This is a genomic window from Collinsella sp. LCP21S3_D3, from assembly GCF_052118305.1.
In the GTDB taxonomy this organism is placed as follows: Bacteria; Actinomycetota; Coriobacteriia; order Coriobacteriales; family Coriobacteriaceae; genus Collinsella.
Genome location: NZ_JBQKHK010000002.1, coordinates 134,494 through 152,293 on the forward strand (window position 1 = coordinate 134,494; position 17,800 = coordinate 152,293).

Sequence of the window (17,800 nt, forward strand, 5' to 3'; positions counted from 1 at the left end):
GCCCCCTTAGTAGTTCGATTTTGCCACATTGGGTGCGCGCCGCCCGCGGAGGAACACCCCGTTTGCGCCCCACGGTGCGCAACTCGCGCTGAGCGGCAGGGCGTCAGTTTTGATGGCCGCACAATACTCCATGGATACACATGTCAATCGATGCCGGCGGTCGGACGGGGAGTCAGGCCGACCGCCGGCGCCAAGCGATAACGAACATTGCGAAAGCATAGGGGTAAGGGGAGCCGTGATGAGGGAGAAGAAGATGAGGATGCGCAGACTTGCTGCTTGCGTGCTGGCTGCAGCGCTGGCGCTTGGGGGTGCGGCGACGACCCTCGCCACGCCTACGGTAGCCGAGGCGTATCCGTCCGCCGCGATCAAACCGAAACACCTGAAAAGCGAGCTTTCGTATGGCGAAAGTGATGTAATCCAACTTTCCGGCGGCAAAGACTATCGGTTTGCCGGCACGGTTGATATCGACCACTATGAGGTCGAGGGCGGCACCAGGGAGAATCCGACCCGCCTATATTTCACCGACAGCTCGTCTCTGGGCGGTCCGCTGACCGTCGAGCGTGACCTTACATATTCGCAACACCCGCTCTTTGTGCTCAAGGGCGGTTATGTCGAGTTCATCGGTGATTCGGGTGTCCCGACCGAGGTACGCTGCGATGGAAAAACGTTTTTGAGCGATAGCAATGATTACGAAGCGCGTGGAGGTGTCGATAAACCGAATACGGGCAAGAGCCTCAACCTTTCCGTGAAAAACCTCAAGCTTGTTTCAAGGACCGAGAACAAAGATACCGATCGGGCAATCACGCTCTATGGAACCATGGGTGCGGGGGAGACGGCCAGCTTCACGAACGTGAGTGTCAGCGGTTGGAAATGCTGCAAGAACAGCGCATTCAAGGTTGACCAGGGTAATGAAATTTACGAAGCCTCGCCGGCGCCTGTAACTATCAGAGGCAGCCAGGTCGCGGTGGATGCAACGTTTGTCAACTGCACGTTTAAGAATAATAGTGATGACTGCGTCGGCGCCTTGAGCGTGGTCGGGCGGTCGAAGACTCCAAAAGTTACGTTGAACGGCTGCACGTTCGAAAACAACAGTCAGGGAATGATTGCATGCGACGAGATGAAGGTTGAGAGCGGTCATGTGCATGCGGGCAATATTGGCGTCAAAAATGCCATAGTCGCCCTGAATAACTGCAGTATCCGTTCAACAAATAACACGTCATGGAATGGCCCCTGCTCTTATATGTTCAATGTGTGGGGTATTCAATATCAGATGCACATGACGAGTGCCATTGCGGTGGCAAAGGATGCGTCGTGCACCATAAACGGTACGGTTATCGACGATTCGTTCGTGTTTCCCTCTGATTATTTCAACGGTCGCGACATAAGCGGTCAGGACGAGAAACGCTGCGCGGTTTACGCCCTTGGTTCTGTGACGCTCGCCGGCAACACGAAGGTCACTACGGCCAAGGCGAAGGGCGTCGATGCGTCCGATGTCGGTAGCTACGGCAAGGTTCACGTCGATAAGTCTTTTACGGGCGAAGCCGTCCTGTCTATCGACGATACCAAGTTCGATCCCGAGTCCAATAAGCAGTATTACTATTATGAGTATGTGGACCTTGGCACGAGCGATCTTTCGCAGGAGGATCTTGCGAGCAGGCTCAAGTTTGCTAATGCCGACCTTGCATACGACGTTACCGATGGCAAGGTCAAGGTTATCCATCGCAAGCACGAGCACGAGTGGGCCTATTCCATCAACAAGAATGGGTACAGCATCGCGGCTAGGTGCAACGGACAGTATGAGGCCTCGCACTGTGTCTACTCCAGGGACGGCGAGACGATCTCGCTGATGTCGTCCAAGAGCGGCGACCTGAGCTTTACCTACAACGGCAAGCAGCGCGACGCCGTGCTTGCTACGACCAAGCCGTCTCAAAAGGACAACGCTGTAGCCCAGGGCAAGGTAAAGATTGTGAGCGCACGCTTTTACCGTTTCGTGGATGAGAATGACACCGTGGGCATCGAGATGGAAGGGTCGCAGCCGTGCGATGCGGGTACCTATCGCGTGGTGGCGACGGTTGCCATCGAGGGACAGAGCGATGTTACGCTCGAGCGCGTGTTCAAGATCGATGGAATTAAGCTAAGTACTTGCAAGGTCGAGGTGCTCAATAACGACACAGTCAAGAATAACTTGCCAGCGTTCAAGTGGACGGGTGAGAAGATCGCTCCGCAATTTAAGGTGACTACAACGGTAGATGGTGAGACGGTTGACCTCAGGTTGGGTGTGGACTATGAGTTCGATCAAGACCGTGGAGATCGGGACGGTACCGATCCCGGTACGTATAGAACCTGGCTGTGGGGCTTGGGCAACTTTGCTTATGGTCAGAGTTTCTACTGGAGCATCTACGGCACGCAGTTCGAGAATGTTCAGGCCAAGGGCTTTGACGGCACCTACGATGGCATGGCTCACTCGCCGTCGGTGACGGTCGACAACGCCCCCGAGGGCATGAAGATCGAATATAGCGTCGGTGGTGGCTCGCTGTACGAAGACCGAATCCCCTCCTATACCAACGCGTGCGCCGAGACAATTAAGTACCGTATTACCGCACCCGACTACGTGCCGGTGGAGGGCGAGCTTGAGATTAAGATCGCTCCCGCCGATCAGGCCGCTCCCAAGGACGTCAAGACGACGGCCGCGACCGGGCATGACTTGGCGGACGGCAGCATCGACGGGATTGATAACACCTACGAGTGGAAAGCCGAGGCCGCCAGCGACTATCAGCGGATTGCCGAAGGCGAGACGTCGGTTAAGGGCCTCGCCGCTGGCAAATACTGCGTTCGCCTTAAGGCTGACCGTAACCATAACGCCTCCAAGGCCCTGACGGTTGAGGTCAAGGACGGCCCTAAGAAGGCCGACGGTAGCGGTTGGAAGCACGACGATACCGAGCACTGGAACACCTGCACCTGTGGCAAGGAGGACGTTGATCGCGCAAAGCATGACTTTGAGTGGGTCGTCGACCAGACCGCTGCGGCTGATAAGCCCGGTTCCAAGCATGAGCGCTGCAAGACGTGCGGCTACGAGCGCGAGTCTGTCGAGATTCCCGCCTTCGGCATCAAGGGCTACTCCGACGAGTACGACGGTGCGTATCACACGGTTGATGCGACGAGTCTGCCCAAGGGTGCAACGGCAAAGTACAGCACTGACGGCAAGAACTGGTCCCCCGAGGCTCCCAAGATTAAGGACGTCGGCACGCTGACTGTGTCCTATGAGGTAACGATCGACGGCGTGAAGGCCGAGGGTAAGGTGATTCTCGAGGTCAAGCCGCGCGCGATTACGGTCACCGCCCAGGACGTTTCTAAGACCTACGGCGAGGCCGACCCCGTGTTTACGTGGGATGTCACTTCTGGCAAACTCGTCGCGGGCGAAACGCTTCAGGGCCTCGAGATCGAGCGCGAAGATAGCGACAACGTGCGTGATGGCGGCTATGCTCTGCAGCTGACGCAACCTGAGGGTGCAAACCCCAACTACAGCATCACGTTTGTCGACGGCACGTTCACCATCAACCAGCGTCTGCTCACTGTGGCATGGGGCACCACCGAGTTCACCTATGACGGCAAGGAGCACTGCCCCGAGGCGACGCTCGGTAACGTCATCGGCAAGGATGACCTTGGCGCGACCGTCGAAGGCTCCCAGACCGAGGCCGGCGATTCGTACCAGGCGAGCCTCACCGCACTGACGGGCAAGGCCGCAGGCAACTACGCGCTTCCGACTGAGGGTCTGACGTGCGACTTCTCCATCAAGAACGCCGCGCAGGGCGCGCCGGTGGTCCAGGTTGCGGCCGAGACCGTGAGCGGCAAGCGTGACGGCAAGATCACGGGCGTCGACGCGACGATGGAGTGGCGTGCCAAGGGTGCTGACAAGTATCAGGCGGTGGACGAGGGCACGGCCGAGCTTACGGGTCTTGCCGCCGGCACGTATGAGGTGCGCTACCAGGCCAAGGCCAACTATGACGCTTCTTCCGCCACCGAGGTTACCGTGGCGGCCGGTCCCAAGCTGGTCGTGACGCTGCCGAGCAATCAGGTGGGCTACGCGCTCACCTCGACGGCAACCGAGCTCGATTGGCACGGGACTGCAACACTCACCATGGGCATCGACAGCGCGTACTTTGCGGGCAAGGACTACGCCGTCAAGGTCAACGGCAAGGCCGTTAAGCTTTCCGCCAAGGGCACCTATGAGCTTAAGGACGTCGAGGGCGATGTGAACGTGACGGTCGAGGGCGTGCTTAAGCACGAGCCCGACGGCTCCGGCTGGGCACGCGATGCCAAGAACCACTGGCATAACTGCCGCTGCGGCAACATCATCGACAAGGCCGAGCATACCTTTAAGTGGGTTGTCGACAAACCGGCGACTACCGAGGCCAAGGGCAAGAAACACCAGGAGTGCACCGTCTGCGGCGAGAAGGGCGCAACCGAGGAAATCGCGATTCTGGTACCCGAGATCATCGACGGTAAGGGCCAGACGATGGTGGTTGACGCCGCCAAGGACCTGAGCTTCCGTTCGAGCGCACCGCTCGCGTTCTTCCAGAAGGTACTGGTCGACGATAAGGAGGTCGCGGCCGAGAACTACGTGCTCACCGAGGGCTCTACGATCGTGACGCTCAAGGCGAGCTTCCTGAATACGCTCGGCGTGGGCAAACACAGGCTGAGCGTGGTTTCGACCACGGGCACGGCCGAGACGACCTTTACCGTTGCCGAGGCTGCCAAGCCCGCTCCTGGCCAGACCACTACGACTACTACGACCACGACTACGACTTCCAAGCCTAAGAAGAGGGCTAGCAAGGAGGCGTTGCCTGAGTCCGGCGACAGCACTTATGTCATTGCGGGTGCCGTACTCGCTGCCGGTGTGGTAGTCCTGCTGCTGGCGTGGGCCATCATGAAGCGCCGCGCTTAACCGCGCACCAGCTCCCAGCGGGTCCGGATCGAGCGATCCGGACCCGCTTTTATGCCCACCGCCTCTCGGACCAAGATAAAACGGGCCGCTCGAACCGTGTGGCGGATCCATTTTCGACTGTCCTCAGCTTGCCAGTTCGAAAATGGATCCGCCCCAAGATTGAATCCTTATTCCAACTTTACACCTGGCTTTACAGCTGTCTTGTCAGCTGTAAAGCCAGGTGTCATACTAAAGCCCCAAGATTCGCCAAAAGAGAGGGGCCTTGATGGCACAGAGCGCGAACATGGATGCATCGGAGCTTGCACGCGATATCGCGGCCGGCCTGGCATCGGCAACGACGGCAACGGAGCGCGCGGCACTGGTGCCCGCAGAGCTCGTCGAGGCCATTCAGCAACTAAAAACCCAACGTGACGCAGTGATCCTGGCGCACTATTATGTGGCGCCCGAGGTCCAGGCCGTTGCCGATTACGTCGGCGACAGCTTCTACCTGGCAAAGCTCGCCAAGAGCCTGCCGCAGCAGACTATCGTGCTGTGCGGCGTGGAGTTTATGGGCGAGAGCGCCAAGCTACTCAATCCCACCAAGACCGTGCTGCTGCCCGAGCCGGGCGCGGACTGTCCCATGGCCCACATGGTCAAGCGCGAGACGGTCGACGCGGCGCGCGCCGAATATGGCGACGACCTGGCCGTGGTGTGTTACGTCAACTCGACGGTCGAGATCAAGAGCTGGAGTGACGTGTGCGTTACCAGCTCTAACGCCGTCAAGATCGTCTCCGAGCTGCCGCAGCAGCACATCTTGTTCATTCCCGACCAGAACTTGGGCCGCTTTGTGGCCGAGCAGGTGCCCCAAAAGCACGTCATCCTCAACAACGGCTACTGCCCGCGCCATCACATCATCACCGTCGAGCAGATCGTCGACGCACAGGAGGCGCACCCCGATGCGCTCGTGCTGGCGCACCCCGAGTGCAAGGCCGACGTCCTGGCCGAGGCCGACTACATCGGCTCCACTGCCGGCATCATCAAGTATGCCGAGGAGTCGGACGCGAGCGAGTTTATCATCGTAACGGTCCGCGGCGTGCTCTACGAGCTCGAGCGCCGCTGTCAGGGCACCGGCAAAAAGTTCTACTTCCCCGCGGTACAGCCCACCTGCGTCAACATGGATCTCATCACGCTCGAAAAGCTCGTGCGCTGCCTGGAGACGGGCGAGGGCGAGGTGCAGATTGGCGTGTCGGATGAGGCCGCCGACCAGGCCAAGCTCACGCTCGACCGCATGCTCGAATACGCGGCGCGCTAGAACGATGTGACATGAGGGACCATCCCTTATGCCACATTGCAAGGGAGAGGATTCCTGTGGAAACCAAACAATGCCCCGACATGGAGTGCGACGTCGTCATTGCCGGTTGCGGCGTGGCGGGCCTGTACGCGGCCCTCAATCTGCCGACGAGCACGCGCGTGATCATGCTCTCCAAGGGCGCTGTCGACGAGTGCGATTCGATGCTCGCGCAGGGCGGTATCTGCGTGCTTCCCGAAGGCTCTGACTACGACGCCTTCTTTGAGGACACCATGCACGCCGGCCACTACGATAACCGCCGCGAGAGCGTCGACATCATGATCCGCTCGAGCCGCTCGGTCATCAACGACCTGCTGGCCATGGGGGTGGACTTTGAGCGCAAGGCCGACGGCAGCCTCGACTTTACCCGCGAGGGTGCGCACAGTCGCCCGCGCATCGCCTTCCATGCCGACATTACGGGCAAGGAAATCACGACCAAGCTCCTCCAGGCCGTTCGCAAGCTGGATAACGTGCAGATTTTGGAGCACGTGGCCATGACCGACATTCTGACGGGCGAGCGTGATGGCGCCACGGCGTGCCTCGGCGTCGTCGCCGTTCCCGTGGACGAGGACAACTCGGTTCGCCCCGCCGACGAGCTGGCAAATGCCGCCGAGGGCGTGCATGCCGGCGAGCCGTTTAAGATCCATGCCCGCCACACGCTGTGGGCGACAGGCGGTATCGGCGGCGTGTACGACCACTCGACCAACTACCCGCAGCTCACCGGCGATGCCTGCTACATTGCCCAGGAGCATGGCATTAAGATGGAGCACCTGGACTACGTGCAGATTCACCCCACGGGACTGTTCTCGCCGCAGCCGGGCCGCACCTTCCTGATCAGCGAGAGCTGCCGCGGCGAGGGCGCGATTTTGCTTAACGCCGCCGGCGAGCGTTTTACCGATGAGCTTCAGCCGCGCGATGTGGTCGCCGCCGCTATTCGCGAGCAGATGAAGCAGGATGGTACCGAGCACGAGTGGCTGAGCTTTGCCCCCGTTGAGCGCGACGTGGTGACCAGACACTTTGCCAACATTCGCGCACGCTGCCTGGAGGACGGCCGCGACATCTTGGACGAGCCCATTCCCGTCACACCCACGCAGCACTACTTTATGGGCGGCGTGTGGGTCGACAAGGACGGCCGCACCTCGATGCCCGAGCTCTACGCCGCCGGCGAGACGGCCTGCAACGGCGTTCACGGCAAGAACCGCCTTGCATCAAACAGCCTGCTCGAGGCGCTGGTCTGGGGTCGTCGCGCCGCGTGGCACATGCGTACCGGCGAGTCGCTCGCCGTGGAGCAGGCGGGCGAGCCCGCGCTCGATGGCCGTCATCGCGCCCTGAGCGCCGACACCCTGGCAATCGATGATTTGGCCCGTGCCGCCGGCACGCAGGCCGTGGAGGAGTAGACCATGAACCCCATTACCATGAAGCTCGTCGTCGATGATCTGATTCTGCAGGCTCTGCGCGAGGACATTACGTTTGAGGACGTGAGCACGGCGAGCGTGTGCCCCACGGCGCGTCCCGCCACGGTGGAGCTCATCGCCAAGGCCGATGGCATCATCGCGGGCCTGGATGTGTTCGCTCGTACCTTTGAGCTGCTGGATTCGCAGAGCTCGGTGCTGTTTGATGTTGCCGATGGCGACGAGGTGCACGCCGGCGACCACGTGGGCCAGGTACGCGGCGATGCGCGCGTGCTGCTTTCGGGCGAGCGCGTGGCGCTCAACTACCTGCAGCGCATGAGCGGTATCGCTACCTATACGCACCAGATGGCTGCGGCGCTCGAGGGCACCAAGACCGTGCTCGTCGACACGCGCAAGACCACGCCGGGTATGCGCGTCTTCGAGAAGGCCGCGGTCGAGATCGGCGGCGGCAGCAACCACCGCTACAATCTGTCGACGGCCGTCATGCTCAAGGACAACCACATCGACGCCGCCGGCGGCGTGGCGCGTGCGATCGAGATGGCGCGCGCCCATGCATCGTTTACCGCGACGGTCGAGATCGAGTGCGAGAACCTGGACATGGTACGCGAGGCCGTGGAGGTCGGTGCCGACATCATCATGCTCGACAACATGACCCACGATGACATGGCTGCCGCGATTGAGCTTATTGCCGGTCGCGCCAAGACCGAGTGTTCGGGCAACGTGGATGCCAGCAATATCCGTGCGCTTGCCGACCTGGGCGTTGACTTTATTAGCTCGGGAGCGTTGACGCACTCTGCGCCGATTCTCGACCTCTCGCTTAAGCACCTGCGTCTGCTGGACGGTAAATAATGGACGCCCGCGAGCGTCGCCGTGCCATCATGGGCGTGCTCGAGCGAGCCAAAGACCCCGTCTCCGGCAGTACGCTTGCTCGCGAGGTGGGTGTGAGCCGCCAGGTTGTCGTGCAAGACATCGCCCTGCTGCGCGCCGATGGGCACGATATCGTGGCGACCAATCGCGGCTACGTGCTGCAGGAGGCCCCCAGCAGCCCCGCCGTGCCCACGCGCCTGGTCAAGGTTCGCCATAGCATGGAGCAGGCAGGCGATGAGCTCACGAGTATCGTCGACGCCGGAGGCGCCGTGCTCAACGTGATCGTCAATCACCGCGTGTACGGTAAGATCACGGCCGACCTGGACATCCGCAATCGTCGCGATGTTGAGCGCTACCTGCACGATATCGAGAGCGGCAAAAGCTTTCCGCTACTAACGGTGACGAGCGGCTATCACTTCCATCGCATCGCGGCAGAGGATGAGCAAACCCTCGACGAGATCGAGGCTATGCTCAAGGAGAAGGGTTATCTGGCAGACCTGATGCCCTACGAAGACGATCTATCGTAGCCGACGCTGCAAACGCCCCTAAGCGGCAATCTGACGTTCGATCGTCGGTCGCGTACAAAAGTACGCTTCCCTCCTCTTTCACGTCACCTTGCTCGCTTAGGGGCGTTTTCGCTGACTTATGCTCAACCTGCGACGGTGCCAAATTAGCTATCCGCACAAAAAAGAGGCCTCTGCGGCGATGCGGAGGCCTCCTTTTTTGTGCACGGTGTACTTGTGAGTGTGCAAGTGGGGGAGTTGTTACTCCTCGACGATCTCGGTGATCGCGCCGGCGGGGCAAGCGTCCTGGCAAGCGCCACAGGCGACGCAGGAGTCCTCGTCAGCAACGGTAGCGACGTCCTGGAGCTCCAGAACGCCAGCGGGGCAGGAGTCGACGCAAACGCCACAAGCGATGCACTCGTCGGCATCAATTACGGGATGAGCCATGGTAGTTTCCTCTCTGTTGACCGACGCTACAGGCGATGCGCGCCGGTTTGATTCGGGCAAAAACATACCACGTGAGCGACCGTTTGCAATACCCTCTGGCCGGCATCTTCATACCATTCGCCGAGTATGCCACGGCTTACTAAGAAACGCACAGGTGAGGCTGGTGAGCTGTGCAAATGTTAGCTAAAGGTGACTCGAATTATTGAGCAATTGAGTGGGCTTTCGGAAAGCGCATCCCGTTATCTGGTCGAAAAACGGGTCGCAGTTTCCGGTTGGGCCCGCTAGCGGAAACTACGACCCGGTATCAGCTCTCAAAACGGGATACGGTTTCCGGTTGAGCCTTCAGACGGAACTACGACCCGGAATCCACGCTCCAACCGGGACGAGCTTTCCGTAAAGCAGCCCCAGGCACCCCCGGCCCAAACCTCAGCCATCTCTACATAGATCTCGATAGATTTGCCGAGAACTCAATCAGCGCATCTACCTGCGCATTCGAGAACCTAAACTCTAAGTGATAAGAAATCTTATATGAATTGACTTAGATTTTGTATATTCCGGTCCATAAGGGGATACACTACATCCTGAAAGACAAACCGAAAGACCGCTTGGCAGACCGCCGAGTCGGTGCAAACGCACAAGAGAGAGGGAATTTCTAATGGGCAAGATTCTTGGTATCGACCTTGGTACTACTAACTCCGCAATGGCCGTTCTCGAGGGCGGTTCTCCGACCATCATCGTGAACGCCGAGGGCGACCGCACCACCCCGTCTGTCGTGGGCTTCCGTGCCGACGGCGACCGCGTCGTGGGCAAGGCCGCTAAGAACCAGGCGGTCACCAACCCCAAGAACACCGTGTTCTCCATCAAGCGCTTCATGGGCCGCAAGTACTCCGAGTGCACCTCCGAGCTCAAGACCGTGCCGTATGAGGTCAAGGAGGGCCAGGGTGGCCGTGCCGTCGTCGACATCGAGGGCAAGGAATACACCGCCGAGCAGGTGAGCGCCATGACGCTCGCAAAGATGAAGGCCGACGCCGAGAAGTATCTGGGCGAGACCGTCACCGACGCCGTCATCACCGTCCCGGCCTACTTCAACGACGCCCAGCGTCAGGCCACCAAGGACGCCGGTAAGATCGCCGGCCTCAACGTTAAGCGTATCGTCAACGAGCCGACCGCTGCCGCTTTGGCCTATGGCCTGGACAAGCAGGGCTCCGACCAGCGCATCCTGGTCTTCGACCTGGGCGGCGGTACCTTCGACGTCTCCATCCTCGACCTCGCCGACGGCGTGTTTGAGGTTCTGTCCACCTCGGGCGACAACCACCTGGGCGGCGACGACTGGGATCAGCGCGTCATCGACTGGATGGCCGATAAGTTCCAGCAGGAGAACGGTGTCGACTTGCGTCAGGACCCCATGGCCCTGCAGCGTCTGAAGGAGGCCGCCGAGAACGCCAAGAAGGAGCTCTCCGCCGCCCAGCAGTCCACTATCAACCTGCCGTTCATCACCATGAACCAGTCCGGCCCGCTGCACCTCAACTACACGCTGACCCGCGCCGAGTTCGAGAAGATCACCCGCGACCTGCTCGAGCGCTGCAAGCAGCCTGTCACCAACGCCCTGCGCGACGCTAACCTTAAGCTCTCCGATCTGACCGAGGTCATCCTCGTCGGCGGCTCCACCCGTATGCCCGCCGTCCAGGAGCTCGTCAAGACCATGACCGGCAAGCAGCCCAACATGTCCGTGAACCCCGACGAGGTCGTTGCCGACGGCGCTGCCGTCCAGGGCGGCGTGCTCACCGGCGACGTCGAGGGCATCCTGCTGCTCGACGTTACCCCGCTGTCGCTGGGCGTCGAGACCATGGGCGGCATCATGACCAAGATGATCGACCGCAACACCACGATTCCGACCTCCAAGACCGAGGTCTACTCCACCGCTGCCGACAACCAGACCAGCGTCGAGATCAACGTGCTCCAGGGCGAGCGCGAACTTGCCCGCGACAACAAGTCGCTCGGTAAGTTCCAGCTGACCGGTATCCCGGCTGCCCGCCGCGGCGTGCCGCAGATCGAGGTCACCTTCGACATCGACGCCAACGGCATCGTCAAGGTCTCCGCTAAGGACAAGGGCACCGGCAAGGAGCAGCAGATCACCATCTCCGGCTCCACCGCTCTGTCCGACGAAGAAGTCGATCGTATGGTCAAGGACGCCGAGGCTCATGCCGAGGAGGACAAGAAGCAGAAGGAAGAGGTCGAGGTCCGCAACCAGACCGACAGCCTGTGCTACTCCACCGAGCAGACCCTCAACGAGCTGGGCGACAAGGTTTCCGCCGACGTGAAGTCCAAGGCCGAGGCCGCTATCGCCGATGCCAAGAAGGCGCTCGAGGGCTCTGACGTCGAGGCCATCAAGGCCGCTGGCGAGTCCCTGCAGTCCGTGGCCTACGAGCTGGCTCAGGTTGTCTACGCCGACGCTCAGCAGCAGACCGACGGTGCCGCCGGCGCCCAGCCTGCCGACGATGACGTCGTCGACGCCGACTACGAGGTTGTGGACGACGAGGACAAGTAATCATGTCCGCCCGTAAAGCTCGCACGGAGGCGGCTGCCGTTGGAGCCGCCCCCGTTGACTCTGAGGAGAAGGACGTGAAGATTCCCGTAGAGGCCGTCGACGATACCGAGGCCAACGAGGCCGAGGCCGCCGAGGCTGTCGAGAACCAGGTAGAGGATTCCAACAAGGAGGCGACGATGACCGAGGACGAGATGGTGGAAGCCGCTATCCGCGCCGGTGAGGAAGCCGCCGACAACGACTTTAAGCTCAAGTTCGAGCAGGCCCAGAAGGAGCTTGCCGACGTGCGCAATGAGCTCGATGCTGCGGCAGAGGCTCAGAAGGCTGCCGAGGATAAGGCGAAGGACGCCACCGACCGCACCGCCCGTCTGCAGGCCGACTGGGAGAACTTCCGTCGCCGCACCGCCAGCGAGCGTATCGCCGAGCGTGAGCGCGCGACAGAGAAGCTCGTCACTGCGCTGCTGCCGGTGGTCGACGATATCGAGCGCGCGATCGACCATGCCCGCAGCCAAGAGCTTGCCGACGACTTTAAGCAGTTCGTCGACGGCGTCGACGCGGTGCATGCCAAGCTACTCGATGTGTTTGCGCACGAGGGCGTTGAGCCCATCGACCCCAAGGGCGAGGCGTTCGATCCGCTCGAGCACCAGGCTGTGGGTCGTGTCGAGGACTCGTCGCAGTACGACGAGACCGTCAACGACGTGTACCAGAAGGGCTACCGCATGGCGGACCGCATCCTGCGTTCCGCGATGGTGACGGTGACCTACGGTGGCGAAAAGCGCCCCGCACCGGAGCCCGAAGCGGCGCCCGAGGATGCTACGGCCGATACGGCCGAGAGCACCGAGGAGTAATTGAGAAGGGCCCCGGGGCAACACCCGGGGCCCTTTCTGGCCTAGTGCCATATGAAAGCATGAGCCGTCGTCTGCATGGACGGCGGACGTAACAGGAGAGGAGCTACGATGGCTGCAGGCAAAACCTTCTATGACATCCTGGGCGTATCCAAGAGCGCCTCCGACAAAGAGATCAAGAGCGCGTTTCGCAAGCTCGCGCAAAAATATCACCCCGACGCCGGCGGCGACGAGGCCAAGTTCAAGGAGATCAGCGAGGCCTACGAGACGCTTTCGGACGAGAAGAAGCGCAAAGAGTACGACCAGATGCTCATGTTTGGCGGCATGCCGGGCGCAGGCGGCGCGTATGGTGGCGGCTACGGTGCCGGCGCGGGTGCCAGCGGCTGGGGCGACATCTTCGACAGCATCTTTAGCGGCAACGGCGCCTGGGGCAGCGATTGGGGCTCGGGCTTTGCCGGGGCTGCGGGCGCTGCCGGTGCCGGAGCGGGTCGCAGCCGCGCTCGCAAGGGCGGCGACCTGTCGCTGACCGTCGATGTGACGGCCGAGGACGCGTTTCGCGGCGTGACGCACAAGGTCACCTATCGCATTCCCTCGACAGGCGAGCAGCAGACCATTACGGTCTCGGTGCCCGCGGGCGCGGTCGACGGCGGCAAGCTACGCTACAAGCGTCGCGGCGAGTATGGCGTCGCCGGTGGCGAGCGCGGCGACCTGGTCGTGACCACGCATGTGGAGGAGCACCCGCTGTTTAAGCGCAAAGGCGCCGACGTGACCATGGAGGTACCGGTCTCGGTCTACGAGGCGGCGCTCGGCTGCACGGTGGACGTGCCCACGCCCGGCGGTGCGACGGTCCGTTTGAAAGTGCCTGCGGGTACCCAGACGGGCAAGAAGTTCCGCTTTAAGGAGATGGGGGCGCCCGACGTTAAGCACCGTGGCCGTACGGGCGCGCTGCTCGTCGAGATCAAGGTACAGGTTCCCACGAACCTATCCGATGACGAGCGCGATGCCATGACCAAGCTGCGCGAGGCCGACACGCGCGACTACCGCGAGAAGGTCAACCGTTACAAGGCGACGTTCTAGGGCGGTCGTGGTACACGCCCACGCCCGCGGGCTTATGATGGACGATAACGAGACGGAAAGGGGTCAGGTAGCATGGCCGAGGACAATAGGAACAAACCGCTGTACATGATCAGCGTGGCGGCCGAGCTGACCGGCATGCATCCGCAGACTCTGCGCGTCTACGAGTCCAAGGGTCTGGTGAACCCCCAGCGCTCGGGCGGCAACACGCGCCTGTATTCGCGTGCCGATATCGAGCGCCTGGAGCTCATCAACCAGCTGACCGACGAGGGCATCAATCTTGCCGGCGTGGTGCGCATCCTCGATATGAAGGAGCGTGCCGAGGAGCGCGAGCGCGAGAACGAAAAGCTCCGCGCCCGCATGCGCCAGCTCGAGGACGAGCTGCACGAGTACAAGATGCAGAAGAAGATCACCTCCCTGGCCCCGCGCGATGGCTCGGTTAATCCCGAACAGGTCATGCGCAAGCTACTGGGAGCCGGCGGGGATCTCTAGGTTCCGCCGTTCTAACGAACGGCGGACCGGTCGACGCTGCGCGCCGCCCAGAGCGACAATTTGTCATTCAAAAGGCAAGGCATGACCAGAAGGTCTATGCCTTGCCTTTTTCATGCCAACTTGTTCGCCCTGGACGTCGCTCGCTGTCCGTCCTCTACCTGCGGCGTTGCCATGGTCCGGATGCGGCACTTGGGGACGTTCCTCACTTTGGAAATGCGGCCCGCTCGCTGTCCATCCTCTACCTGCGGCGTTGCCTTGCTCCGAATGCGGTAGTCGTTGGTAGTCATTGGGGACGTTCTTAAATGACTAGTCGAAAGGGACGCTCTTGCACCAAATCTGCTGACCCACATCGGGCTCGTCCTGTACTTTACCGAGATAAAGTGAACGTGCAGATTCGTAACCCACTCGCAACCGTTCTATGGCACGATATTGAACGAATGCATGCTATGCGCCCAAATCTTTTGGGCAGAGTGGGAGACAGTATGGTCAAGCTGTACGAAGACGGCATCTACCTGCGCGGCGGCAGCGAGGTTGTGCCTGCGGCCGAGGCTGCCGAGCGCGGTATTACGCAGACGCCCGAGGATGCCATGCGCGGCACCATCGCGTATTCGATCCTCCAGGCACACAATACGTCCGGCGACCCCGAGGCGCTCAAGATTCGCTTCGATGCCATGGCGAGCCACGACATCACCTTTGTCGGCATCATCCAGACGGCGCGCGCCTCGGGCATGGAGCAGTTCCCGCTGCCCTACGTGCTCACCAACTGCCATAACTCGCTGTGCGCCGTGGGCGGCACCATCAACGAGGACGACCACGTCTTTGGCCTTTCCGCGGCTAAGAAGTACGGCGGCATCTTCGTCCCGCCGCACATCGCCGTCATCCACTCCTTTATGCGCGAGAACTTCGCCGGTTGCGGCAAGATGATCCTGGGCTCCGACTCGCACACCCGCTATGGCGCCCTGGGCACCATGGCCGTGGGCGAGGGCGGCGGCGAGCTGGCAAAGCAGCTGCTGCGCGACACCTACGACGTTGCCTATCCCGGCGTCGTCGCTATCTACCTCACGGGCGCCCCGCGTCCCGGCGTCGGCCCGCACGACGTGGCGCTCGCCATCATCCGTGCCGTCTTTGCCAAGGGCTATGTCAAGAACAAGGTCATGGAGTTTGTGGGCCCGGGTATCGCGAGCATGACGACCGATTACCGCAACGGCGTTGACGTCATGACCACCGAGACCACCTGCCTGTCGAGCATCTGGGCCACCGACGAGGACACGCACGCGTTTTTGGCCATGCACGGTCGCGGCGACGACTACCGCGAGCTCAAGCCCGCCGATGTCGCCTACTACGACGGTTGCGTCGAGGTCAATCTGTCGAGCATCAAGCCCATGATCGCGCTGCCATTCCATCCTTCCAACGGCTTTGAGATCGAGGAGCTCAACGAGAACCTCGAGGACATCCTGCATGAGGTGGAGCTCGAGGCCGCCAAGATCGGCGAGGGCAAGACGCACTTTAGCCTGCTCGACAAGATCGTCGACGGCAAGCTTCACGTGCAACAGGGCGTTATCGCCGGCTGCTCGGGCGGCAACTACGACTCCGTGGTCCAGGCTGCCCGCGTGCTCAAGGGCGCCAACACCGGCTGCGGCGAGTTCTCGCTGTCGGTCTATCCCACGAGCCAGCCCGTGGCACTCGAACTTACGCGCTGTGGCTATATCTACGACCTTATGGAGGCCGGCGCGATCGTGCGCACGGCGTTCTGCGGTCCGTGCTTTGGCGCCGGCGACACGCCTGCCAACAACGGCCTGTCCATCCGCCACACCACGCGCAACTTCCCCAACCGCGAGGGTTCCAAGCCGGGCAATGGTCAGCTGAGCGCCGTGGCCCTAATGGACGCTCGCTCCATTGCGGCGACGGCTGCCAACGGCGGCGTCCTGACGCCGGCGACCGACCTGCCCGAGGAGACTTGGGACGAGGCCTGCGAGTACACCTTTGATGACGCGCCGTACAAAAAGCGCGTGTACTGGGGCTTTGGCAAGGCAGAGCCTGCCGACGAGCTGGTCGAAGGCCCCAACATCAAGCCGTGGCCCGCGATGGAGCCTCTCGGCGACGATATCCTGCTCAAGGTGTGCTCCAAGATCATGGACCCGGTCACCACGACCGACGAGCTCATTCCCTCGGGCGAGACGAGCTCCTTCCGCTCCAATCCGCTGGGCCTGGCAGAGTTTACGCTCAGCCGCCGCGATCCGGCCTACGTGGGTCGTTCCAAGGAGGTCGACGCCGTGGAGAAGCGCCGCGTTGCCGGCGAGGCGGCGGGCGATCTGGCGGCACTCGATGCCGAGCTTGCCGGCGTGTTTGAGGCGCTGGCCGGCGCCGGCGTCGTGGCCGATGCCAAGGCGACCGAGTACGGCTCCATGCTCTATGCCAAGAAGCCCGGTGACGGTTCTGCCCGCGAGCAGGCCGCGAGCTGCCAGCGCGTGATTGGCGGTCTGGCCAACATCGTCCACGAGTACGCCACCAAGCGCTATCGCTCCAATGTGATGAACTGGGGCATGGTGCCCTTCCAGATGGAGGCCGAGCCCAACTTTGAGGTGGGCGACTACGTCTTCGTGCCGGGTATCCGTGCCGCGCTCGATGGCGACCTAAAGGACATCGCTGCCTACGTGGTGCGCGCCGATGGTGCGGTCGAGCAGATTGAGCTCTACATTGCCGATATGACGGCGGAGGAGCGTGCCATCGTCAAGGCCGGCTGCCTGATCAACTACAACAAGTTCAAGGCCGCTGCCGAGTAACTCTGCTGTACGCCCCTGCCACACCTTTCCCTCGTGCTCACGCGCTTCGCGAGGGTCGCCCGAGGGAAAGGTGTGGCAGGGGCTACCGCGACGTTCTCGTTGGGTCTTGAGGGACGCTAATAAATAGACTTGCTTGATGCCGCCTCTGTTAATGGGGCGGCTTCTTTTTTGTCGAGAACCGCCACAAAGGGGGCAGGCACCTTTGTGGCGGTTCTCGGTTTGTCTCGACCTGTAACATCTTGGCCGCTAAAAGTGGGCCTGGTGTTACAGATTTAGATTTTCGATTCGGGTGTCTTCTGTTCGTCTCGATTTGTAACAGATAGAGCTCTATTTGCCGAGTAGATGTTACAGATTGAGACAAACGGGTGCCGCTGGCCATTTCATCTTGATTTGTAACATCTGGAGCCATAAACAGCCGCTAGATGTTACAGATTGAGATAGTAAGGGAACGAGACCGCAGCGGGTGAGCGTGCCTGCTCCCTATCCATCAATCACTCAGAAAATCTTATATATAGAGACTTAGATTTGTGTATAAGATCGTACAAAGCTGGCAACAATAC

Annotated in this window: 11 protein-coding genes; 10 read left to right on the forward strand and 1 reads right to left on the reverse strand. The window is 61.2% G+C overall.

Annotated features, from left to right (window positions below):
* Positions 1 to 238: 238 nt before the first annotated feature.
* From ACTQ1S_RS01715 to ACTQ1S_RS01735, 5 genes are all read left to right on the forward strand, one after another.
* Positions 239 to 4,945, forward strand: a complete 4,707-nt coding sequence (locus ACTQ1S_RS01715; protein ID WP_441546926.1) for an MBG domain-containing protein — start codon at positions 239 to 241, stop codon at positions 4,943 to 4,945.
* Positions 4,946 to 5,210: 265 nt separating this feature from the next.
* Positions 5,211 to 6,236 carry a quinolinate synthase NadA gene (gene nadA / locus ACTQ1S_RS01720; RefSeq protein ID WP_117876932.1) on the forward strand — a complete coding sequence of 342 codons (1,026 nt, stop codon included), beginning with the start codon at positions 5,211 to 5,213 and terminating at the stop codon, positions 6,234 to 6,236.
* 56 nt (positions 6,237 to 6,292) lie between these two features.
* On the forward strand, positions 6,293 to 7,669 hold the full coding sequence (locus tag ACTQ1S_RS01725) for an L-aspartate oxidase (RefSeq protein WP_441546927.1): 1,377 nt from the start codon (positions 6,293 to 6,295) through the stop codon (positions 7,667 to 7,669).
* A gap of 3 nt (positions 7,670 to 7,672) precedes the next feature.
* Entirely contained in the window at positions 7,673 to 8,533 is an 861-nt protein-coding gene (nadC, locus tag ACTQ1S_RS01730) for a carboxylating nicotinate-nucleotide diphosphorylase (protein WP_441054584.1), read from the forward strand.
* Entirely contained in the window at positions 8,533 to 9,078 is a 546-nt protein-coding gene (locus ACTQ1S_RS01735) for a transcription repressor NadR (protein WP_441015374.1), read from the forward strand. Before nadC ends, ACTQ1S_RS01735 begins: the two co-directional genes overlap by 1 nt.
* A 237-nt stretch (positions 9,079 to 9,315) precedes the next feature.
* Here ACTQ1S_RS01735 and ACTQ1S_RS01740 read toward each other — a convergent pair whose 3' ends face one another.
* Positions 9,316 to 9,567 carry an indolepyruvate ferredoxin oxidoreductase subunit alpha gene (locus tag ACTQ1S_RS01740; RefSeq protein WP_158564522.1) on the reverse strand — a complete coding sequence of 84 codons (252 nt, stop codon included), beginning with the start codon at positions 9,565 to 9,567 and terminating at the stop codon, positions 9,316 to 9,318.
* A gap of 589 nt (positions 9,568 to 10,156) precedes the next feature.
* Here ACTQ1S_RS01740 and dnaK point away from each other — a divergent pair.
* From dnaK to ACTQ1S_RS01765, 5 genes are all read left to right on the forward strand, one after another.
* Complete coding sequence (gene dnaK / locus ACTQ1S_RS01745; protein ID WP_154518137.1) at positions 10,157 to 12,049, forward strand: molecular chaperone DnaK; 1,893 nt, start codon at positions 10,157 to 10,159, stop codon at positions 12,047 to 12,049.
* Positions 12,050 to 12,051: 2 nt separating this feature from the next.
* A complete protein-coding gene (locus ACTQ1S_RS01750) occupies positions 12,052 to 12,894 on the forward strand; it encodes a nucleotide exchange factor GrpE (RefSeq protein WP_441546928.1) in 843 nt (280 codons plus the stop codon).
* Positions 12,895 to 13,002: 108 nt separating this feature from the next.
* Entirely contained in the window at positions 13,003 to 13,968 is a 966-nt protein-coding gene (locus ACTQ1S_RS01755; RefSeq protein WP_154518131.1) for a DnaJ C-terminal domain-containing protein, read from the forward strand.
* A gap of 72 nt (positions 13,969 to 14,040) precedes the next feature.
* The gene (locus ACTQ1S_RS01760; protein ID WP_427719306.1) at positions 14,041 to 14,457 is read left to right on the forward strand and encodes a heat shock protein transcriptional repressor HspR; all 417 of its coding nucleotides are present in this window, start codon (positions 14,041 to 14,043) and stop codon (positions 14,455 to 14,457) included.
* Positions 14,458 to 14,939: 482 nt separating this feature from the next.
* Complete coding sequence (locus tag ACTQ1S_RS01765; protein WP_441546929.1) at positions 14,940 to 17,240, forward strand: hydratase; 2,301 nt, start codon at positions 14,940 to 14,942, stop codon at positions 17,238 to 17,240.
* The last annotated feature ends 560 nt before the right edge of the window (positions 17,241 to 17,800 follow it).

Coding starts and splice junctions, on each gene's coding strand:
- ACTQ1S_RS01715 (WP_441546926.1), top strand. CDS start 239: ATGAGGGAGAAGAAGATGAGGATGCGCAGACTTGCTGCTTGCGTGCTG.
- nadA (WP_117876932.1), top strand. CDS start 5,211: ATGGCACAGAGCGCGAACATGGATGCATCGGAGCTTGCACGCGATATC.
- nadC (WP_441054584.1), top strand. CDS start 7,673: ATGAACCCCATTACCATGAAGCTCGTCGTCGATGATCTGATTCTGCAG.
- ACTQ1S_RS01735 (WP_441015374.1), top strand. CDS start 8,533: ATGGACGCCCGCGAGCGTCGCCGTGCCATCATGGGCGTGCTCGAGCGA.
- ACTQ1S_RS01740 (WP_158564522.1), bottom strand. CDS start 9,567: ATGTTTTTGCCCGAATCAAACCGGCGCGCATCGCCTGTAGCGTCGGTC.
- dnaK (WP_154518137.1), top strand. CDS start 10,157: ATGGGCAAGATTCTTGGTATCGACCTTGGTACTACTAACTCCGCAATG.
- ACTQ1S_RS01750 (WP_441546928.1), top strand. CDS start 12,052: ATGTCCGCCCGTAAAGCTCGCACGGAGGCGGCTGCCGTTGGAGCCGCC.
- ACTQ1S_RS01755 (WP_154518131.1), top strand. CDS start 13,003: ATGGCTGCAGGCAAAACCTTCTATGACATCCTGGGCGTATCCAAGAGC.
- ACTQ1S_RS01760 (WP_427719306.1), top strand. CDS start 14,041: ATGGCCGAGGACAATAGGAACAAACCGCTGTACATGATCAGCGTGGCG.
- ACTQ1S_RS01765 (WP_441546929.1), top strand. CDS start 14,940: ATGGTCAAGCTGTACGAAGACGGCATCTACCTGCGCGGCGGCAGCGAG.